Source organism: Pseudomonas sp. Soil_N_39 (assembly GCF_057655955.1).
The window spans coordinates 75,024-97,548 of the sequence record NZ_JBDGLI010000003.1; the positions used below are offsets into that span (position 1 = coordinate 75,024).

General features: G+C 61.4%; 22 protein-coding genes. 14 read left to right on the forward strand and 8 right to left on the reverse strand.

The window, feature by feature from the left end; all coding sequences use genetic code 11:
* Window positions 1-29 precede the first annotated feature (29 nt).
* Together AC3A5O_RS05130 and AC3A5O_RS05135 are read right to left on the reverse strand one after the other, a co-directional pair.
* Window positions 30-512, reverse strand: a complete 483-nt coding sequence (locus tag AC3A5O_RS05130; protein WP_305482216.1) for a type II TA system antitoxin MqsA family protein — start codon at window positions 510-512, stop codon at window positions 30-32.
* A complete protein-coding gene (locus AC3A5O_RS05135) occupies window positions 509-868 on the reverse strand; it encodes a type II toxin-antitoxin system MqsR family toxin (protein ID WP_487753010.1) in 360 nt (119 codons plus the stop codon). Before AC3A5O_RS05135 ends, AC3A5O_RS05130 begins: the two co-directional genes overlap by 4 nt.
* 108 nt (window positions 869-976) lie before the next feature.
* On the opposite strand from AC3A5O_RS05135, the gene AC3A5O_RS05140 reads away from it, so the two are divergent.
* The 5 genes from AC3A5O_RS05140 to AC3A5O_RS05160 all read left to right on the forward strand — a co-directional run bounded on the left by AC3A5O_RS05140 (window position 977) and on the right by AC3A5O_RS05160 (window position 4,891).
* Window positions 977-1,636 (forward strand): FadR/GntR family transcriptional regulator, encoded by a 660-nt coding sequence (locus tag AC3A5O_RS05140; RefSeq protein ID WP_305491051.1) that lies wholly within the window; start codon window positions 977-979, stop codon window positions 1,634-1,636.
* A complete protein-coding gene (locus AC3A5O_RS05145; protein ID WP_487752909.1) occupies window positions 1,626-2,954 on the forward strand; it encodes a CynX/NimT family MFS transporter in 1,329 nt (442 codons plus the stop codon). The genes AC3A5O_RS05140 and AC3A5O_RS05145 overlap by 11 nt, the downstream gene beginning before the upstream one ends.
* Window positions 2,955-3,041: 87 nt before the next feature.
* Window positions 3,042-3,512, forward strand: coding sequence for a nuclear transport factor 2 family protein (locus tag AC3A5O_RS05150; protein ID WP_122567175.1), 471 nt, complete (start codon window positions 3,042-3,044; stop codon window positions 3,510-3,512).
* Between the two features lie 40 nt (window positions 3,513-3,552).
* A complete protein-coding gene (locus AC3A5O_RS05155; protein ID WP_305491050.1) occupies window positions 3,553-3,876 on the forward strand; it encodes a GIY-YIG nuclease family protein in 324 nt (107 codons plus the stop codon).
* A gap of 79 nt (window positions 3,877-3,955) precedes the next feature.
* Window positions 3,956-4,891 (forward strand): glutathione S-transferase family protein, encoded by a 936-nt coding sequence (locus AC3A5O_RS05160; RefSeq protein ID WP_122567173.1) that lies wholly within the window; start codon window positions 3,956-3,958, stop codon window positions 4,889-4,891.
* A 211-nt stretch (window positions 4,892-5,102) separates the two neighbouring features.
* Here the strand turns inward: AC3A5O_RS05160 and yejK are convergent, their stop codons facing one another.
* On the reverse strand, window positions 5,103-6,107 hold the full coding sequence (gene yejK / locus AC3A5O_RS05165; RefSeq protein WP_024777637.1) for a nucleoid-associated protein YejK: 1,005 nt from the start codon (window positions 6,105-6,107) through the stop codon (window positions 5,103-5,105).
* Window positions 6,108-6,502: 395 nt separating this feature from the next.
* Here yejK and AC3A5O_RS05170 point away from each other — a divergent pair, with 395 nt between their 5' ends.
* Entirely contained in the window at window positions 6,503-6,784 is a 282-nt protein-coding gene (locus AC3A5O_RS05170) for an HU family DNA-binding protein (protein WP_122567171.1), read from the forward strand.
* Between the two features lie 187 nt (window positions 6,785-6,971).
* Here AC3A5O_RS05170 and rlmF read toward each other — a convergent pair whose 3' ends face one another.
* The 5 genes from rlmF to AC3A5O_RS05195 form a co-directional block, all read right to left on the reverse strand.
* Window positions 6,972-7,994 (reverse strand): 23S rRNA (adenine(1618)-N(6))-methyltransferase RlmF, encoded by a 1,023-nt coding sequence (gene rlmF, locus AC3A5O_RS05175; RefSeq protein ID WP_487752910.1) that lies wholly within the window; start codon window positions 7,992-7,994, stop codon window positions 6,972-6,974.
* A 263-nt stretch (window positions 7,995-8,257) separates the two neighbouring features.
* Window positions 8,258-11,104, reverse strand: a complete 2,847-nt coding sequence (locus AC3A5O_RS05180) for a valine--tRNA ligase (protein ID WP_305468325.1) — start codon at window positions 11,102-11,104, stop codon at window positions 8,258-8,260.
* Window positions 11,105-11,340: 236 nt separating this feature from the next.
* The gene (locus AC3A5O_RS05185) at window positions 11,341-11,706 is read right to left on the reverse strand and encodes a DNA polymerase III subunit chi (RefSeq protein ID WP_122567168.1); all 366 of its coding nucleotides are present in this window, start codon (window positions 11,704-11,706) and stop codon (window positions 11,341-11,343) included.
* A gap of 8 nt (window positions 11,707-11,714) precedes the next feature.
* Window positions 11,715-12,143, reverse strand: a complete 429-nt coding sequence (locus AC3A5O_RS05190; RefSeq protein ID WP_305468323.1) for a DNA polymerase III subunit chi — start codon at window positions 12,141-12,143, stop codon at window positions 11,715-11,717.
* 60 nt (window positions 12,144-12,203) lie between these two features.
* Window positions 12,204-13,694 carry a leucyl aminopeptidase gene (locus AC3A5O_RS05195; protein WP_487752911.1) on the reverse strand — a complete coding sequence of 497 codons (1,491 nt, stop codon included), beginning with the start codon at window positions 13,692-13,694 and terminating at the stop codon, window positions 12,204-12,206.
* Window positions 13,695-14,006: 312 nt separating this feature from the next.
* Here AC3A5O_RS05195 and lptF point away from each other — a divergent pair, with 312 nt between their 5' ends.
* The 8 genes from lptF (at window position 14,007) to pdxJ (ending at window position 22,461) form a co-directional block, all read left to right on the forward strand.
* The gene (gene lptF, locus AC3A5O_RS05200; RefSeq protein WP_122567165.1) at window positions 14,007-15,128 is read left to right on the forward strand and encodes an LPS export ABC transporter permease LptF; all 1,122 of its coding nucleotides are present in this window, start codon (window positions 14,007-14,009) and stop codon (window positions 15,126-15,128) included.
* Window positions 15,121-16,182 (forward strand): LPS export ABC transporter permease LptG, encoded by a 1,062-nt coding sequence (lptG, locus tag AC3A5O_RS05205; RefSeq protein WP_305468320.1) that lies wholly within the window; start codon window positions 15,121-15,123, stop codon window positions 16,180-16,182. Before lptF ends, lptG begins: the two co-directional genes overlap by 8 nt.
* Window positions 16,183-16,381: 199 nt before the next feature.
* Entirely contained in the window at window positions 16,382-18,181 is a 1,800-nt protein-coding gene (lepA, locus tag AC3A5O_RS05210) for a translation elongation factor 4 (protein ID WP_122567163.1), read from the forward strand.
* 5 nt (window positions 18,182-18,186) lie between these two features.
* Window positions 18,187-19,041, forward strand: coding sequence for a signal peptidase I (gene lepB / locus AC3A5O_RS05215; protein ID WP_122567162.1), 855 nt, complete (start codon window positions 18,187-18,189; stop codon window positions 19,039-19,041).
* Window positions 19,042-19,224: 183 nt separating this feature from the next.
* Window positions 19,225-19,914: a ribonuclease III gene (rnc, locus tag AC3A5O_RS05220; RefSeq protein ID WP_122567161.1), complete on the forward strand. Its 690-nt coding sequence runs from the start codon at window positions 19,225-19,227 to the stop codon at window positions 19,912-19,914.
* Window positions 19,907-20,809 carry a GTPase Era gene (era, locus tag AC3A5O_RS05225; RefSeq protein WP_072345611.1) on the forward strand — a complete coding sequence of 301 codons (903 nt, stop codon included), beginning with the start codon at window positions 19,907-19,909 and terminating at the stop codon, window positions 20,807-20,809. Before rnc ends, era begins: the two co-directional genes overlap by 8 nt.
* A gap of 169 nt (window positions 20,810-20,978) precedes the next feature.
* Window positions 20,979-21,668, forward strand: coding sequence for a DNA repair protein RecO (gene recO, locus AC3A5O_RS05230; RefSeq protein WP_122567160.1), 690 nt, complete (start codon window positions 20,979-20,981; stop codon window positions 21,666-21,668).
* Between the two features lie 49 nt (window positions 21,669-21,717).
* Window positions 21,718-22,461 carry a pyridoxine 5'-phosphate synthase gene (gene pdxJ, locus AC3A5O_RS05235; protein WP_305482221.1) on the forward strand — a complete coding sequence of 248 codons (744 nt, stop codon included), beginning with the start codon at window positions 21,718-21,720 and terminating at the stop codon, window positions 22,459-22,461.
* The last annotated feature ends 64 nt before the right edge of the window (window positions 22,462-22,525 follow it).

Sequence of the window (22,525 nt, forward strand, 5' to 3'; positions counted from 1 at the left end):
CCGGGTTTATTTTTTGCTGCTTCGGCTGCTCAGGAAGCCGTGAGGGTTTCGTGCTCCTTGTGCACCGTCGTCTTGAATCCTCTCAAGTCCGCGCCTTCAGCCAGGGCTTGCGCATCTGCAAGCAAATGCGGGTAGCGATCAAGCAGGCGCATCAGCAGCATCAACGCTTTTGGTGGCAATACCTCACCGCGCTCATAGCGGGAAAACGCGTTGTGCCCGCCACCTGACAACAGCGCCACCGCTTCTTTTTGGGATAGATGCAGTTTGCGACGGATGCGTTTCATTTCTTCGCCAATCATCTTCCTGGCGGCGATGACCAGTTCATCCCCTGCGTTCGTGTGACGATCCGAACAACCGGGGTCGAGTTCGACCTCGCCGCACATTTGGCATTCCCAGCCAGACAAGTCATCGATCCGACGTTCCAGTCCCTTGACGCACAGGGTTTCTGCGCGGCCTTCGAAATGCGACATGCCCTGCGGAGCGCCACAGCTGAAGCACTGTTGAGCTTTCATGGGGTTTTCTCCTTGAATGAGATCACCGGTGGGCCTCCGCTTGGGCGGTAGGTCACCTTGATGTAAATTTCCAGACCCTGTGAGTGGGTGTGGTAGACGTCGTGCCAGACCCGATGGTCGTCGTAGGTCGTTACGGACTTGTAGAACTGCTGGCGCTGAAGTCCACACGCAACCTCCAACATGTCCGAAACTGTCAAGCCCAGCGTCCCGGCGGTTTTTGTCGCGGTGGTGGTGAATGCCTTTCCTCCCAGCCGCTTGATATCCGCCTTGATCACGCCCAGGTCGTAATGGGTGTGCTCTTGTTCATAAGGTCCTGTTCCAAAATTACCCTCAAAGGGTAATTTTGACCAATCAATAATTTAGTTTCTTTTCCCTCCCATTAACCCTAGGCGGTTGCCGTCCTACGCGAAGCTGACTAACATGTCAGAAAATTCATCCTATGATTGGATGAAAAGGCGAGTCCCATGTCAGCTATTTCCCCATTAATAAAACGCTCCCTGGTCGATCAAGCTCTGGAGCAATTGCGCCAGCGCATCAGCGATGGTGTGTGGTCCGTCGGCCAGCGCCTGCCCACCGAGCCGGAGTTGGTGGCGGAGTTGGGGATCAGCCGCAACACGGTGCGCGAAGCGATGCGCGTGCTGGCCTTTTCCGGGCTGATCGAGATCCGCCAGGGCGACGGCAGCTACGTGCGGGCGGTGGTCGATCCGCTGGATACCCTCAAGGTGCTGTCGCGCTGTTCGCTGGAACAGGCCCGGGAAACCCGGCACATCCTGGAAGTCGAGGCCATTGGCTTGGCGGCGCTGCGGCGAACCGATGAGGATTTGCTTGCCTTGCGCCGGGCGCTGCAAGCCAGTAGCGAGCATTACCACGGCGACCTGGAGCACTACATCGCCTGCGACCTGGTGTTCCACCGCCTGCTGGTAGACGCCGCGCACAACCCTGCGCTGAGCGAGCTCTATCGCTACTTTTCCAGCGTCATCGGCGCACAATTGCGCCAGAGCCTCAGCATCATTCCCCGCCATCAACATGTGTTCGACCTGCACGTCGAAATTCTCGAAGCCGTCGAACGCCAAGACCCGGAGCAGGCCAAGGCCCTCTGCCGGCAGTTGATCAATGAACCCTGAATCCGAGCTTTCCATGTCCCGCGATCTGCTTGACCCTGCTACCTCGACGGCGTCCAAACGCGCCGCCGAACTCGAAGAACTGTTGATCGACGCCGAGGCCGACGATGAACAGGCCCAGCAGCGCCATCCCCTGGTGCGCCGGCCTTGGTTGTTGCTGCTCGGGCTGATCCTGGTGGCGTTGAACCTGCGTCCGGCGTTGTCGAGCATGGCGCCGTTGCTCAGCGAAGTGTCAAAAAGCCTTGGCCTGTCGGCTGCCCAGGCCGGTTTGCTGACCACGTTGCCTGTGCTTTGCCTGGGCCTGTTCGCACCGCTGGCGCCGGTGCTGGCGCGGCGCTTCGGGGCCGAGCGCGTGGTGCTGGGGATCTTGCTGACACTGGCGGGCGGGATTGTCCTGCGCAGTGCGTTCGGTCAGGTCGGGCTGTTCGCCGGCAGTGTCCTGGCCGGTGCGAGCATCGGCGTGATCGGCGTGCTGCTGCCGGGCATCGTCAAGCGCGACTTCGCCAAACAGGCTGGCGCCATGACCGGTGTCTACACCATGGCGCTGTGCCTGGGCGCAGCGATGGCGGCCGGGGCGACGGTGCCGTTGAGCGAGCACCTTGGCCACGACTGGGCCTTGGGCCTGGGGTTCTGGGCGGTTCCGGCGCTGCTGGCCGCGGTGTTCTGGTTGCCGCAAGTGGGCGAGAGGCACGGTGCCCATCAGGTGGCGTACCGGGTCCGCGGCTTGCTGCGTGATCCCCTGGCCTGGCAAGTGACCTTGTACATGGGGCTGCAATCGTCCCTGGCCTACATCGTCTTTGGCTGGCTGCCCTCGATCCTGATTGGGCGTGGCCTGACCCCGACCCAGGCCGGGCTCGTGCTGTCCGGCTCGGTCATCGTGCAGTTGATCAGCTCCCTCGCCGCGCCCTGGCTGGCAACGCGTGGCAAGGACCAGCGCCTGGCCATCGTGATCGTCATGGTCATGACCCTGGGCGGGTTGTTCGGTTGCCTCTACGCACCCATCGACGGCTTGTGGGGCTGGGCGATCCTGCTGGGCTTGGGGCAGGGCGCGACCTTCAGCCTGGCGCTCACGCTGATCGTGTTGCGTTCGCGGGATGCCCATGTGGCCGCCAACCTGTCCAGCATGGCCCAGGGTTTTGGTTATACGCTGGCGTCGCTGGGGCCCTTCGCGGTGGGCGTGGTCCACGACTTGACCGGCGGCTGGAATGCCCTGGGCTGGATCTTCGGCCTGATTGGCCTGGGAGCGATCATCGCAGGCATCGGCGCAGGCCGGGCGTTATATGTCGGAGTCAGCAGCGAAAGAGTCACTGACCGTAGTTGATATCATTTTCATGGCGAATGACGATAGTCTTCCCGGCGGCGGCAGATTATCGTGCAGGCCTACTGAAACGTTTTTCGGAGCCGGTCCATGAGTGATGCCCACAACGCCTTGATCACCCGTTTTTATCAGGCTTTCCAGCGCCTGGACGCCGAGGCCATGAGCGCCTGCTACACCGACGACGTGGTGTTCAGCGATCCGGCGTTTGGCGAGTTGCGCGGGCGCGATGCCGGCGACATGTGGCGCATGTTGACGACCCGGGCCAAGGACTTTTCCCTGACCTTCGATAACGTGCGCAGCGACGAGCGTACCGGCGAGGCGCATTGGGTAGCGACCTACCTGTTCAGCCAGACCGGCAACATCGTGATCAACGACATTCAGGCGCGCTTCGTTTTTCGCGATGGCAAGATCTGCGAGCACCGTGACAGCTTTGATCTGTGGCGCTGGTCCCGCCAGGCGTTGGGCACCAAGGGCCTGCTGTTGGGGTGGACGCCGCTGGTGCGCAACGCCGTCAGGGCCCAGGCGCTCAAGGGGCTGCGGGCGTTCCAGGCCAGTCGCTGATAAGATCGCGGCTTGTCTTTGTCCACCTGTTGAACCTCTTGTGACGACCGCCGACCTCTCTCCCGATCTGCCTGTACAAGGCCCCGCCGAAGCGGACAAACCCTGGTTCGTCTACCTGGTGCGGGCTGCCAATGGCTCGCTGTACTGCGGCATCAGTGATGACCCGGTACGACGCTTCGCCAAGCACCAAAGCGGCAAGGGCGCGCGCTTCTTCCTGTCCAGCCCGGCCGTGGCCCTGGTGTATACCGAGGCTTGTCGCGACAAAGGCGAGGCCCTGCGTCAGGAGCGGCTGATCAAAAAGCTCAAGAAAAGCGCCAAGGAATGCCTGGTGGCCAGTGGGCTGTCGCTTTATCAGCCTGGCTGATAGGCCTTTATCAGGCCGGTAGGCTGGCCCGGTCAGGCGCGCTAAGCTGCAAGGCTTCATTCCTGCAGTGGCGAATCTCATGTCAGAGCTGATTCTTCATCATTACCCAACGTCTCCTTTCGCGGAAAAAGCCCGACTGTTGCTGGGCTTCAAAGGCCTGTCCTGGCGTTCGGTGAGCATTCCGCCAATGATGCCCAAGCCTGACCTGACGGCACTGACGGGCGGCTATCGCAAGACCCCGGTATTGCAGATTGGCGCGGACATCTATTGCGATACGTCGTTGATGGCCCGCCGGCTGGAGCAGGAAAAAGCCTCGCCGGCACTGTTCCCCGAAGGCCGGGAAATGCTGGCCGCGTCCTTTGCCGCCTGGGCCGATTCGGTGGTGTTCCAGCATGCCGTGAGCCTGGTGTTCCAGCCGGAGTCGGTGGCGGTGCGGTTCGCCAAGCTATCGCCTGAAGCCATCAAGGCGTTCGTCAGCGACCGCGCCGGGTTGTTCAGTGGCGGCACGACTACGCGTTTGGCCGCAGAGCAGGCCAAGCACCAGTGGCCGACGATCATGGCGCGTCTCGAGCAACAGCTGCAGCGCGAGGAGGGCGATTTCCTGTTGGGTGATCCATCGATTGCCGACTTCGCCATGGCCCATCCGCTTTGGTTCCTCAAGGCCACGCCGGTGACTTCGCCGCTGGTGGACACGTATCCGGCGGTATCGGCATGGCTGGCGCGGGTGCTGGGCTTTGGCCATGGTGCATCGAGCCAGATGAGTTCCGAAGAGGCCTTGGAGGTTGCCCGCAACGCGACACCGGCAGCGCTGCCGAATGAGGCATTCGATGAACCGAATGGGTTCACGGCAGGGCAGTCGGTGACCATTGCCGCGACGGACTATGGCGTTGATCCGGTGGCTGGGGAGCTGGTGTTTGCGGGTAGCGAGGAGTTGATTCTGCGTCGTGAAGACGAACGTGGCGGGGTGGTGCATGTGCACTTTCCGCGGTTTGGCTTCCGGATCGAGGCCCGATGAACAACGGATGATCCTGGGGGAGCAAGCTTGCTCGCGATGGCGCCAGATCAGTCGATATTGATGTTGAATGTTAGTCCGCTATCGCGAGCAAGCTCGCTCCCACAGGAGGGTATGTCGTTCAGCGGATCTGCGTTTGCCGCCAATTACTGTGGGAGCGAGCTTGCTCGCGATGAGGCGCCCTCGAACCTATATCTTCAGCACCCGCCGAGCATCAGTTGCGGCGCTTGAGCTGATCAGTCAGCGACGTCGGCAAGCCCTTGATGATCAACGTACCGGCTTCCTCGTCATACTCGATCTTGGAGCCCAGCAAGTGCGCTTCGAAGCTGATGGACAAGCCTTCGGCGCGGCCGGTGAAGCGACGGAATTGGTTGAGGGTACGTTTATCCGCCGGGATTTCCGGGGACAACCCGTAGTCCTTGTTGCGGATGTGGTCGTAGAAGGCTTTCGGGCGATCTTCGTCGATCAGCTCGGACAGTTCTTCCAGGCCCATGGGCTCGCCGAGCTTGGCCTGGCTGCTGGCGTAGTCCACCAGGGTCTTGGTCTTTTCCCGGGCATCGTCTTCCGGCAGGTCTTCGCTTTCGACGAAGTCACTGAAGGCCTTGAGCAGGGTGCGGGTCTCACCGGGGCCGTCGACGCCTTCCTGGCAGCCGATGAAGTCGCGGAAGTACTCCGAGACCTTCTTGCCGTTCTTGCCCTTGATGAACGAGATGTACTGCCTGGACTGCTTGTTGTTCTGCCATTCCGACACGTTGATCCGAGCCGCCAGGTGCAATTGGCCCAGGTCCAGGTGGCGGGACGGTGTCACGTCCAGTTCATCGGTCACCGCCACGCCTTCGCTGTGGTGCAGCAGGGCGATGGCCAGGTAGTCGGTCATGCCCTGCTGGTAATGCGCGAACAACACGTGGCCGCCCACCGACAGGTTGGACTCTTCCATCAGCTTTTGCAGGTGTTCCACCGCCACGCGACTGAACGCGGTGAAATCCTTGCCGCCGTCCAGGTACTCCTTCAGCCAGCCGCTGAACGGATGCGCCCCGGACTCGGCATGGAAAAAGCCCCAGGCCTTGCCTTGCTTGGCGTTATAGCTTTCGTTGAGGTCGGCGAGCATGTTCTCGATGGCCGTGGACTCTGCCAGTTCGGAGTCGCGGGCATGGAGCACAGCAGGGGTGCCGTCGGGTTTTTTGTCGATCAGGTGGACGATGCAATGACGGATCGGCATGGATTTCTCGGCTGATGAAAGAGAGGAGGGCGCGCTCCCCGAAAAGGGCCCAGTGTACCGCAATCACTGGTTTTGGAACCCCGCAAAGGCCCTTTCAGACCCGTCCGACCGCCTATATGCATTTTTTTAACGTTTTAGCGCAAGAAAGCTGACCAAATGGGTAGCTAGAGGCGGATATTTCAGAGGCGTTGTGCTAGTTTTGCCCGGTCTTACGCGAAGTCACTGCGTTAAGCGTGCATTCAGCATCTGTCAGGTCGAACCAAACCCGGTTTTCGGCATCTATTACCCCGATCCGTCGTGGTGATTGCCGAGGGTGTCTGATCCACAGGGATCGGGCTCGATGGCTGACACTGCACTCTGCAATCCATATGAATTTGATAGGGAAGGAACACTACATGGCTCTTACTAAAGACCAACTGATCGGCGATTTGGCTGAAGCTGTAGACGCACCAAAAGCTACCGTGCGTGCGCTGCTGGACCAACTGGGCCAAATCGTGGCTGATCAGCTGGAAAATGGCGGCGAAATCACTCTGCCAGGTGTTGGCAAGCTGAAAGTCACCGAGCGTCCTGCCCGTACCGGCCGTAACCCTTCGACTGGCGCTGCCATCGAAATCGCTGCCAAGAAAGTGATCAAGCTGGTTGTGGCCAAAGGCCTGACCGACGCGGTCAACAAGTAAGACCGCTGTAAAAAAACCGTGCCTCGGAGCGATCCGGGCACGGTTTTTTATTGCCTTGGAAAAAGTGCCCTGTGGCGAGGGGATTTTGTGGGAGCAAGGCTTGCCCGCGACACAGGCGATGCGATCTTTCTGAAACCGAGTCGCTTTCATCGCGGGCAAGCCTTGCTCCCACTGGCCGTGCTCCCACTCAGCCCTTGCGAACCCAACGCGACTGGCGCCACGCCTGCTGCTGTGCCTCGGACTGAAAGGTCCAGGCCACGAATCGACTCTGCTTCTGGCCCTGGGACATCTCTACCACCTGGCTGTGCAGCGCCCCGGCCTTTTTCAGTGCGGCCTGAATCGCCGGCAGATTCGATGCCTTCGACACCAGGGTGCTGAACCACAGCACTTGCCCTGCCACCTGAACGCTCTCGCCGATCAGTTGCGTCACGAACCGGGCTTCCCCACCCTCGCACCACAACTCTGCGGCCTGACCGCCAAAATTCAGCACCGGCAGCTTGCGCTTCGGGTCGGCCTTGCCCAGCGCCCGCCACTTGCGCTGGCTGCCCTTGGTGGCTTCCTCCAGGGAGGCGTGGAACGGTGGATTGCACATCGTCAGGTCGAACCGTTCGCCGTCTTCCAGCAGACCCAACAGGATCTGTTTGCGGTTGGCTTGCTGGCGCAACTGGATGGCTTTGTTCAGGCCATTGGCTTGGACGATGGCCTTGGCCGAGGCGATGGCGGTCGGGTCGATCTCGGAACCGAGGAAGTGCCAGCGGTAGTCGCTGTAGCCGATCAGCGGATAGACGCAGTTGGCACCCGTGCCGATGTCCAGCACCTTCACGGCCGCCCCGCGGGGGATTTCACCGTCGTTGTGGCGGGCGAGCAAATCGGCGAGGAAGTGCACATAGTCCGCACGACCTGGCACCGGCGGGCACAGATAATCGGCCGGGATATCCCAGTGGGCGATGCCGTAAAAGGATTTGAGCAGCGCCCGATTGAACACCCGCACGGCTTCGGGGCTGGCAAAGTCGATGCTTTCCTTGCCGTAGGGGTTGATGATCACGAACTTGGCCAATTCAGGCGTGGACTTGATCAACGCGGGGAAGTCATAGCGGCCTTGGTGACGGTTACGCGGGTGCAGGCTGGCCTTCTCCCGCGGCGCCACGGGTTTGGCCTCGGCGGGCTTGGGCTTCTGGCGGGCAGGTTTTGGGGAGCGAGGGGCAGTCATGGGCGGGTCGATTCGGGGAGGGTTCAAAAAGTGGCGGGTATTGTCCCACATCCAGCCCTTGTGAACCCAACTGCAACGTCCAACACTATCTACTGTGGGAGCGAGCTTGCTCGCGATGGCGGCGTTACATTCAACATAGTGCAAGCTGACCCACCGTCATCGCGAGCAAGCTCGCTCCCACAGGGGACCTCATTGGTTGTAAGAAAGTGCCATGCAGAAAAAAGGAGGCCACCAAGGCCTCCTTCTTCTGTTGCGAACCGCCGTTACAGGCTGGAGATCCGCCCATGCTGCTCGGCTAGCTTACCCAGGGCCTGTTCGGCCTCGGCCAGTTTGGCCCGTTCCTTCTCGATGACTTCGGCCGGCGCCTTGTCGACGAAGCCGGCGTTGGACAGCTTGCCGCCGACCCGCTGCACTTCACCCTTCAGACGCAGGATTTCCTTGTCCAGGCGCGCCAGTTCGGCGGCCTTGTCGATCAGGCCGGCCATCGGCACCAGCACTTCCATCTCGCCGACCAGGGCGGTGGCCGACAGGGGGGCTTCTTCGCCGGCGGCCAGCACCGTCACCGATTCGAGCTTCGCCAGCTTCTTGAGCAGCGCTTCGTTTTCGTTGAGGCGGCGCAGGTCTTCGGCGCTGGCATTCTTCAGGAACAGGGTCAGCGGCTTGCCCGGGCCGATGTTCATTTCGGCGCGGATGTTGCGCAGGCCCAGCATGAAGGTCTTGAGCCATTCGATGTCGTCCTCGGCCGCCGGATCGATGCGGGTCTCGTTGGCCACCGGCCACGGTTGCAGCATGATCGTCTTGCCTTGGATGCCCGCCAGCGGTGCGATGCGCTGCCAGATTTCCTCGGTGATGAACGGCATGAACGGATGCGCCAGGCGCAGGGCCACTTCCAGCACGCGTACCAGAGTGCGACGGGTGCCGCGCTGGCGCTCGACCGGTGCGTTTTCGTCCCACAGCACAGGCTTGGACAGTTCCAGGTACCAGTCGCAGTACTGGTTCCAGATGAACTCGTACAAGGCTTGTGCCGCCAGGTCGAAACGGAACTGATCGAGCTGGCGGGTCACTTCGGCTTCGGTGCGCTGCAACTGCGAAATGATCCAGCGATCGGCCAGGGTCAGCTCATAGGCCTCGCCGTTCTGGCCGCAGTCTTCGCCTTTATCCAGCACGTAGCGCGCGGCGTTCCAGATCTTGTTGCAGAAGTTGCGGTAGCCTTCGACGCGGCCCATGTCGAACTTGATGTCGCGACCGGTAGACGCCAGCGAGCAGAAGGTGAAACGCAGGGCATCGGTGCCGTAGCTGGCGATGCCCTCGGCGAATTCTTCGCGGGTGGCCTTCTCGATCTTCTTCGCCAGTTTCGGCTGCATCAGGCCGGAGGTGCGTTTCTGTACCAGGGTTTCCAGGTCGATGCCGTCGATGATGTCCAGCGGGTCGAGGACGTTGCCCTTGGACTTGGACATCTTCTGGCCCTGGCCGTCGCGCACCAGACCGTGGACGTAGACCGTCTTGAATGGTACTTGCGGCGTACCGTCTTCGTTTTTCATCAAGTGCATGGTCATCATGATCATCCGGGCGACCCAGAAGAAAATGATGTCGAAGCCGGTGACCAGCACGTCGGTGGAGTGGAATTTCTTCAGGAACTCGGTCTGCTGCGGCCAGCCCAGGGTCGAGAAGGTCCACAGGCCCGAGCTGAACCAGGTGTCGAGGACGTCGTTGTCCTGAGCCAGGGCCACGTCCGGACCGAGGTTGTGCTTGGCGCGGACTTCGGCTTCATCGCGGCCGACATAGACCTTGCCCGACTCGTCGTACCAGGCCGGAATGCGATGACCCCACCACAGCTGACGGCTGATGCACCAATCCTGGATGTCGCGCATCCACGAGAAATACATGTTCTCGTATTGCTTGGGCACGAACTGGATGCGGCCGTCTTCCACGGCGGCAATGGCCGGCTCGGCCAGCGGTTTGGTGGACACGTACCACTGGTCGGTCAGCCACGGCTCGATGATGGTGCCGGAGCGGTCGCCTTTCGGGACTTTCAGGGCGTGATCGTCCACGCTGACCAGAAGGCCGGCGGCTTCGAACGCCGCGACGATCTGCTTGCGCGCTTCGAAGCGGTCCAGGCCGGCGTATTCGGCCGGGATCTGGCCGTCGACGCTTTCGTTCAGCGTGCCATCGAGGTTGAACGCCTGGGCGGCCGGCAAGACATTGGCGTTCTTGTCGAAGATGTTCAGCAGCGGCAGGTTGTGGCGCTTGCCGACTTCGTAGTCGTTGAAATCGTGGGCCGGGGTGATTTTCACACAGCCGGTGCCGAATTCCGGGTCGCAGTAGTCATCGCCGATGATCGGGATGCGCCGGCCAACCAGAGGCAGTTCGACGAACTTGCCGATCAGCGCCTGGTAGCGCTCATCGTTCGGGTTCACCGCGACGGCGGAGTCACCCAGCATGGTTTCCGGACGCGTGGTGGCAACGATCAGGTAATCCTTGCCTTCGGCGGTCTTGGCACCGTCGGCCAGGGGGTACTTCAAGTTCCACAGAAAACCTTTCTCGTCGTGGTTCTCCACTTCGAGGTCGGAAATGGCCGTGTGCAACTTGGTGTCCCAGTTGACCAGGCGCTTGCCGCGATAGATCAGGCCGTCTTCATGCAGGCGCACGAAGGCTTCCTTCACCGCTTCCGAAAGCCCGTCATCCATGGTGAAGCGTTCGCGGCTCCAGTCCACGGACGAGCCGAGGCGACGGATCTGGCGGCTGATGTTGCCACCGGATTCGTCTTTCCATTCCCAGACTTTCTCGAGGAATTTCTCGCGACCCAGGTCATGGCGATTCTGGCCTTGGGCTTCGAGGCGGCGTTCCACCAGCATCTGCGTGGCGATACCGGCGTGGTCGGTGCCCGGCTGCCACAAGGTGTTGCGACCTTGCATGCGACGGAAACGGATCAAGGCGTCCATGATCGCGTTGTTGAAACCGTGGCCCATGTGCAGGCTGCCGGTGACGTTCGGCGGCGGGATCATGATGGTGTAGGAATCGCCCGCGCCTTGCGGAGCGAAATAATTCTCGGACTCCCAGGTGTTGTACCAGGAAGTTTCAATGGCGTGCGGCTGGTAGGTCTTATCCATGCGCGGCGGGACCCTATTGGCATTTATTCAGGAAAAGCCGGGAAGTATAGCGGGCGGGGCTGGTGCAAGCCACAAGCTGCGAGCGGCTAGTCGGGCATATGTGTGGGTACTGTGAACCTGTGGGAGCGAGCTTGCTCGCGATAGCGGTGGTTCAGCCTGCACCGATATTGGATGTGCCGGCCCCATCGCGAGCAAGCTCGCTCCCACAGGAAGTGCATTCAGTCAGGCGTCCAGTGTTATTCGTACTGGCTCAACAACCGCTCCATCCGCGCATCCAGCCGGCGCTTGATCTCGGTTTCGATGTGTGGGGCGAAGTCGTCGATGACGTCTTGCAGGATCAACTGCGCCGCAGCACGCAATTCACTGTCCAGGTGCAGCAGGGCGTCGGGGCCTTTGGCTTCGGCCTTGGCGGCAGGTTCGGGTTCCGGCTGGCCGTTGATCGGATCGAACAGCAGGGGAATCTGCTCGTCATGCACCGGCTCGTGCACGACCGTGTCGGTCAGCAGCGGCGGTTGCAGGTTGTCGTCGCCGAGCAGTTGGCGGATCGACTCGAGGTCATCCAGCAGGTGTGTGGGCTTTTGTGGCGATTTTGGAGTGTCCATCGTAGGGCTCAGAGTCGCTGTAAACGGTGGTCTTGCAGAGGATAGCCCTGTTCGCGGTAGAAACGGAAACTCTCCCGCGCGGCTTGTCGGATGGCCGGGTCTTCCACCACCACTTCCGCCACGCGGGCGAAGCGCTGGGCAAAGGCCGGTACTTTCAGGTCGAGGTTGACCAGCAGGTCCTGGTGCAGACCGCAGTCATCCCCCAGCCCCAGCACGATCAGCCCCTCGGGTTCGCTTTCGGCCGGGCCGTGGGGCACGAAGCTCTCGCCCTTGAACGCCCACAGGCGTGCGTCCAGGTCATCGCGCTGGGCGGCATCGCTGCAATGCAGGTAGATGCGGTGCCCCATGCGCCAGGCCTTATCGGTGAGCTTGCAGGCGAAATCCAGCCGCGCCGACGGATCGGCGCTGGGCAGGATATAGAAATCGACTTTGGTCATTGCGGTTCCTGAGCCGTCGATGACGCCACCCGAGGGCGACGCCAACGACGGTCATTGGTATCAGGCCTTGGCGCGGTCCAGCAGGTACTGGGTCAGCAGGGGGACCGGACGACCGGTGGCGCCCTTGTCCTTGCCGCCGCTGGTCCAGGCCGTGCCGGCGATGTCCAGGTGCGCCCAGTTCAGGTTCTTGGTGAAGCGCGACAGGAAGCACGCCGCAGTGATGGTCCCGGCTTTCGGGCCGCCGATGTTGGCGATGTCGGCGAACGGGCTGTCCAGTTGTTCCTGGTACTCGTCGAACAGTGGCAACTGCCAGGCGCGGTCGTCGGCTTGCTGGCCGGCGCTGAGCAGTTGGCCGATCAGTTCGTCGTTGTTGCCCAAAAGGCCCGAGGTGTGGGCACCGAGGGCGACGACGCAGGCGCCGGTCAGGGTCGCGATGTCGATCACCGCTTGCGGCTTGAAGCGCTCGGAGTAGGTGAGGGCGTCACACAGCACCAGGCGGCCTTCGGCGTCGGTGTTGAGGATTTCCACGGTCTGGCCGCTCATGGTGGTGACGATGTCGCCCGGACGCGAGGCCGTGCCGCTGGGCATGTTCTCGGCGCAGGCCAGGATGCACACCAGGTTGATCGGCAGTTGCAGTTCGAGCACTGCGCGCAGGGTGCCGAACACGCTCGCGGCGCCGCCCATGTCGTACTTCATTTCATCCATGCCGGCGCCTGGCTTGAGGCTGATGCCGCCAGTGTCGAAGGTAATGCCCTTGCCGACCAGTGCGTAGGGCTTCTCGGACTTCTTGCCGCCGTTGTACTGCATGACGATCAGGCGTGGCGGCTGGGCGCTGCCCTGGCCGACGGAGTAGAACGAGCCCATGCCCAGGTCCTTGATCTTCTTCTCGTCGAAGACTTCGACCTTCAGGCCCTTGAATTCTTTGCCTAACGCCTTGGCCTGTTCGCCGAGGAAAGTCGGGTGGCAGATGTTCGGTGGCAGGTTGCCCAGGTCGCGAGTGAAAGCCATGCCATTGGCGATTGCGGTGGCGTGGGTCACGGCGCGTTGGACTTCAGCCTGGGCGGCCTTGATGGTCAGCAGGGTGACTTTTTTCAGGGCGCGGGGTTCGGCTTTCTGGCTCTTGAACTGGTCGAACTGGTATTCGCCGTCCACCAGGGTTTCGGCCAGCAGGCGGTTCTTGCCGTAGCTGTCGCGGCCCTTGACCACCAACTCGTCCAACGCCAGGACGGCATCAGCGCCGCCCAGGCTCTTGAGAGTACCCAGCACGCCGGCAATGATTTTACGGAACGGACGGTCACCCAGTTCGGCGTCCTTGCCTACGCCTACCAGCAGCACGCGATCGGCCTTGAGGTTGGGCAAGCTGTGCAGCAACAGGCTCTGGCCGACCTTGCCGGCCAGGTCGCCGCGCTTGAGCACGGCGCTGATGGCACCGCCGCTCAGGCTGTCGAGCTGGGTGGCGACGACGCCGAGCTTGCGGTTTTCACCGACGGCAACCACCAGCGTGGCGGTTTTCAACGTTTCTGGGCTGACGCTTTTTACAACCAGTTCCATGTCCGGATCCCTGAGTGAATGGTCAAGAGGCCAGGCGCCGAAGAAACAGTGGCGCGCTGAACAGCTGTCTTCTATATAGAGAACGCCGGTACGTGCCGGCGACAAAGGCCGCAGTTTGAACCCCGGTGACCGAGCCTGACAACCCTCGACGGCGCTAACTTTTGGCTTTAAGCACTGGTTTAAAGCGTGCGAAGTGACAGGCGCCTCCAATCACAGGATAATGCGGCTCTTTTTTTGGCGGCTCGCTGCGTGAGCTGGCTCGATACGTTTCTTGTTTGGCCGCCTTAGCCTGACAATCCTGGAGTGTCTGGTTTGATCGTCTTTCGTTATCTATCCCGCGAAGTCCTGTTGACCCTGAGCGCAGTGAGCGCTGTGCTGCTGGTCATCATCATGAGCGGACGCTTCATCAAATACCTTGCCCAGGCGGCCTCCGGCGCCCTGGATCCGGGCTCCCTGTTCCTGATCATGGGGTTCCGCCTGCCGGGCTTCTTGCAGTTGATCTTGCCGCTGGGGTTGTTCCTCGGCATTTTGCTGGCTTATGGGCGCTTGTACCTGGACAGCGAAATGACCGTGCTGTCGGCCACCGGCATGAGCCAGCAACGCCTGTTTCGCATGACCCTGTTCCCGGCCACACTGGTGGCGCTGGTGGTGGCCTGGCTGAGCCTGAGCCTGTCGCCCCAGGGCGCCAACCAGTTCCAACTGCTGATCAACCAGCAGGACGCCATGACCGAATTCGACACCCTGGTGCCAGGGCGTTTCCAGGCCCTGCGCGACGGCACGCGGGTGACCTACACCGAACAGCTCTCGGATGACCGGATCGACCTGGGCGGCGTCTTCATTACGCAAAAGAACCTGTCTTCGGACACCAAGAAGGACCGTGGCATTTCCGTGCTGGTGGCCGAGAAGGGGCGGCAGGAAATCAGCCCCGAAGGCAACCGCTACCTGATCCTGGAAAACGGCTATCGCTACGACGGCAAGCCGGGGCAGGCCGATTACCGGGCCATCAAGTACGACACCTATGGCGTGCTGCTGCCCAAGCCCGAAGTCAGCGAGGAAGTTACCGATCGCGACGCCATGTCTACCGCCAGCCTGCTGGGCAACAAAGACATTCGTGCCCGCACCGAGCTGCAATGGCGCCTGTCGTTGCCGCTGCTGGTGTTCATCGTGACCCTCATGGCGGTGCCGCTGTCGCGGGTCAACCCGCGCCAGGGCCGCTTCCTCAAGCTGCTACCGGCGATTCTCCTGTATATGGCTTACCTGACCATCCTGATTTCCGCTCGCGGCGCCTTGGAGAAGGGCAAGATTCCGCCAACACTGGGCTTGTGGTGGGTGCATGGCATCTTCCTGGCCATCGGCCTGGGGCTGCTCTATTGGGAGCCACTGCGCCTGAAGCTGGCCAGCCGTCGCGGCGCGTTGGAGGTGGCCCGTGGTTAAACTCGACCGCTACATCGGCAGCAGCGTGTTCATGGCGATCCTCGCGGTGTTGGGGATCATCCTTGGCCTGGCGACCCTGTTTGCCTTCATCGATGAAATGAGCGACGTCAGCGACACCTACACGCTGGCGGACGTGGCGAGCTACGTGCTGCTGACCGCGCCTCGGCGCCTGTACGACATGCTGCCGATGGCGGCGCTGATCGGCTGCCTGATCGGCCTGGGCAGCCTGGCCAGCAACAGCGAGCTGACCATCATGCGCGCTGCCGGCGTGTCCATTGGTCGGATCGTCTGGGCGGTGATGAAGCCCATGCTGGTGCTGATGCTGGTGGGCTTGCTGATCGGCGAATACATTGCCCCGGCCACCGAGAACACCGCCCAGGCCAACCGCTCCCTGGCCCAGGGTGGCGGTGATGCGCAAAGCGCCAAGCACGGCCTGTGGCACCGCCAGGGCGATGAGTTCATCCACATCAACTCGGTCCAGCCCAACGGCATCCTCTATGGCGTGACCCGTTATCGCTTCGACGAGCAGCGGCACATGTTGTCGTCGAGCTTCGCCAAGCGCGCCAAATTCGCCGAGGATCACTGGCAGCTGAATGACGTCACCACCACCTTGTTCCATGACAAGCGCACCGAGGTGGTCGCCGCCCCACAGGAACGTTGGGACGTGTCGATCAGCCCGCAGTTGCTCAGCACCGTGGTGATGGCACCGGAGTCGCTGTCGATTACCGGTTTGTGGGGGTATATCCACTACCTGGCGGACCAGGGCCTGAATAACGGTCGCTACTGGCTGGCTTTTTGGGTCAAGGTGTTGCAGCCGCTGGTCACTGCCGCCCTGGTGTTGATGGCGATTTCCTTCATTTTCGGCCCGCTGCGTTCGGTGACCTTGGGCCAGCGAGTGTTTACCGGCGTGCTGGTGGGCTTCACCTTCCGCATCGCCCAGGATCTGCTGGGGCCATCGAGCCTGGTGTTCGGTTTCTCGCCACTGTTTGCGGTGCTGGTGCCGGCCGGTATCTGCGCGTTGGCCGGGCTCTGGCTGTTGCGCCGGGCGGGTTGAACACGCACCTGTAGCAGGGGGCTGTGGGAGCAAGGCTATGTGGGAGCAAAGCTTGCTCGCGACACAGGCGATGCGGTCTTCCAGAAACCGAGGTGGCTGTTTCGCGAGCAAGCTTTGCTCCCACTTGCGCGGTGTATCAGGTACAATTCCCGGCTATTTTTCGGCGGGCCATGCCTGCAGCCTTTTTGAGTGTTGATCCGTGAGTGATTTGAGTCATATCCGCAATTTCTCCATCATCGCCCACATTGACCATGGCAAGTCGACGCTGGCTGATCGCTTCATCCAGATGTGCGGCGGCCTGGCCGAGCGTGAAATGGAAGCCCAGGTCCTGGACTCCATGGACCTCGAGCGTGAGCGCGGGATCACCATCAAGGCCCACAGCGTTACCCTCTATTACAAGGCCCGCGACGGCGTCACCTATCAGCTGAACTTCATCGATACCCCCGGCCACGTTGACTTCACCTATGAAGTCAGCCGGTCGCTGGCGGCCTGTGAAGGTGCATTGCTGGTGGTCGATGCCGGCCAGGGCGTCGAGGCCCAGTCGGTTGCCAACTGCTACACGGCCATCGAACAGGGCCTGGAAGTCATGCCGGTGCTGAACAAGATCGACCTGCCCCAGGCCGATCCGGACCGCGTGAAGGAAGAAATCGAGAAGATCATCGGTATCGACGCCACCGACGCGGTCACCTGCAGCGCCAAGACCGGCCTGGGCGTGGACGAGGTGCTCGAACGCCTGGTGCACACCATTCCTGCGCCAACCGGCAACATCGAAGATCCGCTGCAAGCGTTGATCATCGACTCCTGGTTCGACAACTACCTGGGCGTGGTCTCCCTGGTTCGCGTGCGCCACGGCCGCGTGAAGAAGGGCGACAAGATCCTGGTCAAGTCCACCGGCAAGATCCACCTGGTGGACAGTGTCGGTGTCTTCAACCCGAAACACACCGCCACCGTCGACCTGAAGGCCGGTGAAGTGGGCTTCATCATCGCCGGCATCAAGGACATCCACGGGGCGCCGGTCGGTGACACCCTGACCTTGAGCTCCACCCCCGACGTCGATGTGCTGCCTGGTTTCAAACGCATTCAGCCGCAGGTCTATGCCGGTCTGTTCCCGGTCAGCTCCGACGACTTCGAGGATTTCCGCGAAGCCCTGCAAAAGCTGACCCTGAACGACTCATCCCTGCAATACACCCCGGAAAGCTCCGACGCCCTGGGCTTCGGCTTCCGGTGCGGGTTCCTGGGCATGTTGCACATGGAAATCATCCAGGAGCGCCTGGAGCGCGAGTATGACCTGGACCTGATCACCACGGCGCCGACGGTTATTTTCGAGCTGCTGCTCAAGAACGGCGAAACCATCTACGTCGACAACCCGTCCAAGCTACCGGACCTGTCGGCCATCGAAGACATGCGCGAGCCGATCGTGCGGGCCAACATCCTTGTGCCTCAAGAGCACCTGGGTAACGTCATTACCCTGTGCATCGAGAAGCGCGGCGTGCAACACGACATGCTGTTCCTCGGCACGCAGGTCCAGGTGACCTACGACCTGCCGATGAACGAAGTGGTGCTGGACTTCTTCGACCGTCTCAAATCCACCAGTCGCGGCTATGCTTCGCTGGACTATCATTTCGATCGTTACCAATCGGCTAATCTGGTGAAGCTGGATGTGCTGATCAACGGTGAGAAAGTCGATGCCCTGGCATTGATCGTGCACCGTGACAACGCGCACTACAAAGGTCGTGCATTGACCGAGAAGATGAAGGAACTGATTCCGCGGCAGATGTTCGATGTGGCAATCCAGGCCGCCATTGGCGGGCAGATTGTGGCGCGTACAACCGTCAAGGCGCTCAGAAAGAACGTATTGGCCAAATGCTACGGCGGCGACGTCAGCCGTAAGCGCAAGCTGTTGGAAAAGCAGAAGGCCGGTAAAAAACGCATGAAGCAGGTCGGTAACGTGGAAATTCCACAGGAAGCCTTCCTTGCGGTGCTCAGGTTGGATAGTTAGGTCCTATGTCGCTAAATTTCCCGCTGTTGCTGGTTATCGCCGTGTTTGTCTGCGGTCTGTTGGCGTTGCTTGATCTGTTGTTCCTGGCGCCTCGGCGCCGGGCGGCCATCGCCTCTTATCAGGGCAGCGTCAGCCAGCCTGATGGTGTGGTGATCGAAAAGCTCAACAAGGAACCGCTGCTGGTCGAATACGGCAAGTCGTTCTTCCCGGTGCTGTTCATCGTGCTGGTGCTGCGTTCGTTCCTGGTGGAACCGTTCCAGATCCCGTCCGGCTCGATGAAGCCGACCCTGGACGTGGGCGATTTCATCCTGGTGAACAAGTTCTCCTACGGGATCCGCCTGCCGGTGATCGACAAGAAAGTCATCGAGGTGGGTGACCCGCAACGCGGCGATGTCATGGTGTTCCGCTTCCCGAGCGATCCGAACGTCAACTACATCAAGCGCGTGGTCGGCCTGCCGGGCGACACGATCCGCTACACCGCCGACAAGCGTCTGTTCGTCAATGGCGAATCAGTCGCTGAGCAGTTGCTCGGCTCCGAGCCGGGTACGCTGGGCAGTGCCGAACTCTACCGGGAAAAACTCGGCGAGGCCGAACACCTGATCCGCAAGGAAATGAGCCGCTACCGCGCCACGCCGGACCGTTCCTGGACCGTGCCGGCGGGGCACTATTTCATGATGGGCGACAACCGCGACAACTCCAACGACAGCCGTTACTGGGATGATCCGAACATTCCCAAGGACATGCTGGGCATGGTCCCGGACCGGAACATCGTCGGCAAGGCCTTTGCAGTCTGGATGAGCTGGCCGGAACCCAAACTCAGTCACCTGCCGAATTTCTCGCGGGTTGGCCTGATCAAGTAATCACACACGGCGCTGTTGAACACAGCGCCGAATGCTTTTCTGGAGCCTTACAAGGTTGCCCGGGGGCATGAAGCCAACGATAGTCAGGACGTCATTTTTGAACACAGCGTTAATTGTCCCAAGCCAATGGTGCCTTGCCACCATGGCGGTGGAATCCAGCCACGAACTCAGCGTGGGTAAACCGTGAGCGTTTCTCTAAGCCGTCTCGAGCGTCAGCTCGGCTACACCTTCAAGGACCCGGACCTGATGCTCCTGGCCCTCACTCACCGCAGTTTTGCCGGGCGCAACAACGAACGCCTGGAATTCCTCGGTGATGCCATCCTTAACTTCGTGGCCGGTGAGGCGCTGTTCGAGCGCTTCCCGCTGGCCCGCGAAGGCCAGTTGTCGCGTTTGCGCGCGCGATTGGTAAAAGGTGAGACCCTGGCCGTACTGGCCCGTGGTTTCGACCTGGGAGAATACCTGCGACTGGGCTCCGGAGAACTGAAAAGCGGCGGTTTCCGTCGTGAGTCGATCCTGGCCGATGCCCTGGAAGCGTTGATTGGCGCGATCTATCTGGATTCAGGCATGGAAATGGCGCGCGAACGCGTGCTGGCCTGGCTGACTTCCGAGATCGACAGCCTGACGTTGGTGGACACCAACAAGGACCCGAAGACCCGTTTGCAGGAATTCCTGCAATCGCGCAGTTGCGATCTGCCGCGCTACGAAGTCGTGGATATCCAGGGTGAGCCGCATTGCCGTACCTTCTTCGTCGAATGCGAAGTCGTCCTATTGAATGAAAAAAGCCGGGGGCAAGGTGTGAGTCGTCGTATTGCCGAACAGGTAGCGGCCGCCGCAGCACTGATTGCCCTGGGCGTGGAGAATGGCAATGACTGATACAACCGTCACCCGCTGCGGCTATGTCGCCATTGTCGGTCGGCCGAACGTGGGCAAGTCCACGCTGCTGAACCACATCCTGGGCCAGAAGCTGGCGATCACCTCGCGCAAGCCCCAGACCACCCGTCACAACATGCTCGGCATCAAGACCGAAGGCGCCGTGCAGGCGATCTACGTCGACACCCCGGGCATGCACAAGGGCGGCGAAAAGGCCCTGAACCGCTACATGAACAAGACTGCCTCGGCGGCGTTGAAAGACGTCGACGTGGTGATCTTCGTGGTCGACCGCACCAAATGGACCGAAGAAGACCAGATGGTCCTCGAACGCGTCCAGTACGTGACCGGCCCCTTGATCGTGGCGCTGAACAAGACCGATCGCATTGAAGACAAGGCCGAGCTGATGCCGCACCTGTCCTGGTTGCAGGAACAGTTGCCCAATGCCCAGATCATCCCGATCTCTGCCCAGCACGGCCATAACCTCGACGCGCTGGAGCGGGTGATTGCCGAACACCTGCCGGAAAACGATCATTTCTTCCCTGAAGACCAGATCACCGACCGCAGCAGCCGTTTCCTTGCCGCCGAGCTGGTGCGCGAGAAAATCATGCGCCAGATGGGCGCCGAGCTGCCGTACCAGATCACCGTCGAGATCGAAGAGTTCAAGCAACAGGGCAAGACCCTGCATATTCATGCGCTGATCCTCGTCGAACGTGACGGCCAGAAGAAAATCATCATTGGCGACAAGGGTGAGCGCATCAAGCGCATCGGCACCGAGGCGCGCAAGGATATGGAGTTGCTGTTCGATTCCAAGATCATGCTCAACCTGTGGGTCAAGGTGAAGGGCGGCTGGTCCGATGATGAGCGGGCGTTGCGTTCGTTGGGTTACGGCGACCTCTGATCGCATAACCGGATGTACCGAGAACATTGTGGGAGCGAGCTTGCTCGCGATGAGGGCCTGATATTCAACATGGATGTTGACTGACAGTCCGCCATCGCGAGCAAGCTCGCTCCCACATTGGCTTGTGGTTGTTTGTAACTGTGCTCGTTCATTGAGAACTGCGATTCCCATGTCCCCCACCCAACCCATCGCCCAACCCGCCTACGTCCTGCACTCGCGCGCCTACCGCGAAAGCAGCGCCCTGGTGGACTTCCTCACGCCCCAAGGGCGGTTGCGGGCGGTGTTGCGGGGCGCGCGGGGCAAGGCGGGGACACTGGCGCGACCGTTCGTGCCGCTGGAAGTCGAGTTCCGCGGCCGGGGCGAGTTGAAGAACGTCGGGCGCATGGAAAGCAACGGCGTCGCTGCCTGGCTCAACGGCGAGGCGTTGTTCAGCGGCTTGTACCTCAATGAACTGCTGATCCGCCTGCTGCCCGCCGAAGACCCTCATCCGGCCGTCTTCGACCACTACGCCGCCACGCTGCTGGCCCTGGCCGAAGGCCGTCCCCTGGAGCCGCTGCTGCGTTCGTTCGAATGGCGGCTGCTGGATGACCTGGGCTATGGCTTCGCCCTGAACACCGACCTGCACGGTGAACCCATCGCCGCCGACGGCCTCTACCGCTTGCAAGTGGATGCCGGCCTGGAGCGGGTCTACCTGCTGCAACCGGGGTTGTTCAACGGCGCCGAGCTGCTGGCCATGGCCGAGGCCGACTGGAGCGCTCCGGGCGCCTTGTCGGCAGCCAAGCGCCTGATGCGCCAGGCCCTGGCCGTACATCTGGGCGGTCGGCCCCTGGTCAGTCGCGAGCTGTTTCGCAAGCCCTGATCAACCCGTATGCTGTGGGCCGACTATTCGTCCCTTCAGGAGCCTTTTCGTGAGCACCAGCAATCGCATTCTTCTCGGCGTGAACATCGACCATGTCGCCACCCTGCGCCAGGCCCGCGGTACGCGTTACCCGGATCCAGTCAAGGCCGCACTGGACGCGGAAGAAGCGGGGGCCGACGGCATCACCGTGCACCTGCGTGAAGACCGTCGCCACATCCAGGAGCGCGACGTGCTGCTGCTCAAGGACGTGCTGCAAACCCGCATGAACTTCGAAATGGGCGTGACCGAAGAAATGATGGCGTTCGCCGAGCTCATCCGCCCGGCGCACATCTGCCTGGTGCCGGAAACGCGCCAGGAACTGACCACCGAGGGCGGCCTCGACGTGGCAGGGCAGGAGTCGCGGATCAGCCTGGCGGTGGAACGCTTGTCGAAGATCGGCGCTGAAGTGTCGCTGTTCATCGATGCCGACGAACGGCAGATCGAAGCGTCCAAGCGGGTCGGTGCCCCGGCCATCGAACTGCACACCGGTCGTTACGCCGATGCTCAAACCCCTACGGACGTGGCCGATGAGTTGCAGCGGGTCGCCGATAGCGTCGCCTTTGGCCTGGCCCAGGGCTTGATCGTCAATGCCGGCCACGGCCTGCACTATCACAACGTCCAAGCCATCGCGGCCATCAAGGGCATCAACGAGCTGAACATCGGCCACGCGCTGGTGGCCCATGCGTTGTTCGTCGGGTTCAAGTCGGCGGTGGCGGAAATGAAAGCGCTGATCCTGGCTGCCGCCAAGTCCTGAGTCCATCACCTCATCCTGTAGGAGCAGCCTGTGGGAGCAAAGCTTGCTCGCGATAGCGGTTTGA

Excerpts from the sequence above, each read along its gene's own strand:
- rlmF (WP_487752910.1), bottom strand. The coding sequence starts at position 7,994 with ATGACTGCCCCTCGCTCCCCAAAACCTGCCCGCCAGAAGCCCAAGCCC.
- yejK (WP_024777637.1), bottom strand. The coding sequence starts at position 6,107 with ATGCCGATCCGTCATTGCATCGTCCACCTGATCGACAAAAAACCCGAC.
- AC3A5O_RS05160 (WP_122567173.1), top strand. The coding sequence starts at position 3,956 with ATGTCAGAGCTGATTCTTCATCATTACCCAACGTCTCCTTTCGCGGAA.
- AC3A5O_RS05185 (WP_122567168.1), bottom strand. The coding sequence starts at position 11,706 with ATGGACACTCCAAAATCGCCACAAAAGCCCACACACCTGCTGGATGAC.
- era (WP_072345611.1), top strand. The coding sequence starts at position 19,907 with ATGACTGATACAACCGTCACCCGCTGCGGCTATGTCGCCATTGTCGGT.
- AC3A5O_RS05145 (WP_487752909.1), top strand. The coding sequence starts at position 1,626 with ATGAACCCTGAATCCGAGCTTTCCATGTCCCGCGATCTGCTTGACCCT.
- recO (WP_122567160.1), top strand. The coding sequence starts at position 20,979 with ATGTCCCCCACCCAACCCATCGCCCAACCCGCCTACGTCCTGCACTCG.
- AC3A5O_RS05150 (WP_122567175.1), top strand. The coding sequence starts at position 3,042 with ATGAGTGATGCCCACAACGCCTTGATCACCCGTTTTTATCAGGCTTTC.
- AC3A5O_RS05190 (WP_305468323.1), bottom strand. The coding sequence starts at position 12,143 with ATGACCAAAGTCGATTTCTATATCCTGCCCAGCGCCGATCCGTCGGCG.
- AC3A5O_RS05130 (WP_305482216.1), bottom strand. The coding sequence starts at position 512 with ATGAAAGCTCAACAGTGCTTCAGCTGTGGCGCTCCGCAGGGCATGTCG.
- AC3A5O_RS05180 (WP_305468325.1), bottom strand. The coding sequence starts at position 11,104 with ATGGATAAGACCTACCAGCCGCACGCCATTGAAACTTCCTGGTACAAC.
- lepB (WP_122567162.1), top strand. The coding sequence starts at position 18,187 with ATGTCGCTAAATTTCCCGCTGTTGCTGGTTATCGCCGTGTTTGTCTGC.
- AC3A5O_RS05140 (WP_305491051.1), top strand. The coding sequence starts at position 977 with ATGTCAGCTATTTCCCCATTAATAAAACGCTCCCTGGTCGATCAAGCT.
- AC3A5O_RS05195 (WP_487752911.1), bottom strand. The coding sequence starts at position 13,694 with ATGGAACTGGTTGTAAAAAGCGTCAGCCCAGAAACGTTGAAAACCGCC.
- AC3A5O_RS05170 (WP_122567171.1), top strand. The coding sequence starts at position 6,503 with ATGGCTCTTACTAAAGACCAACTGATCGGCGATTTGGCTGAAGCTGTA.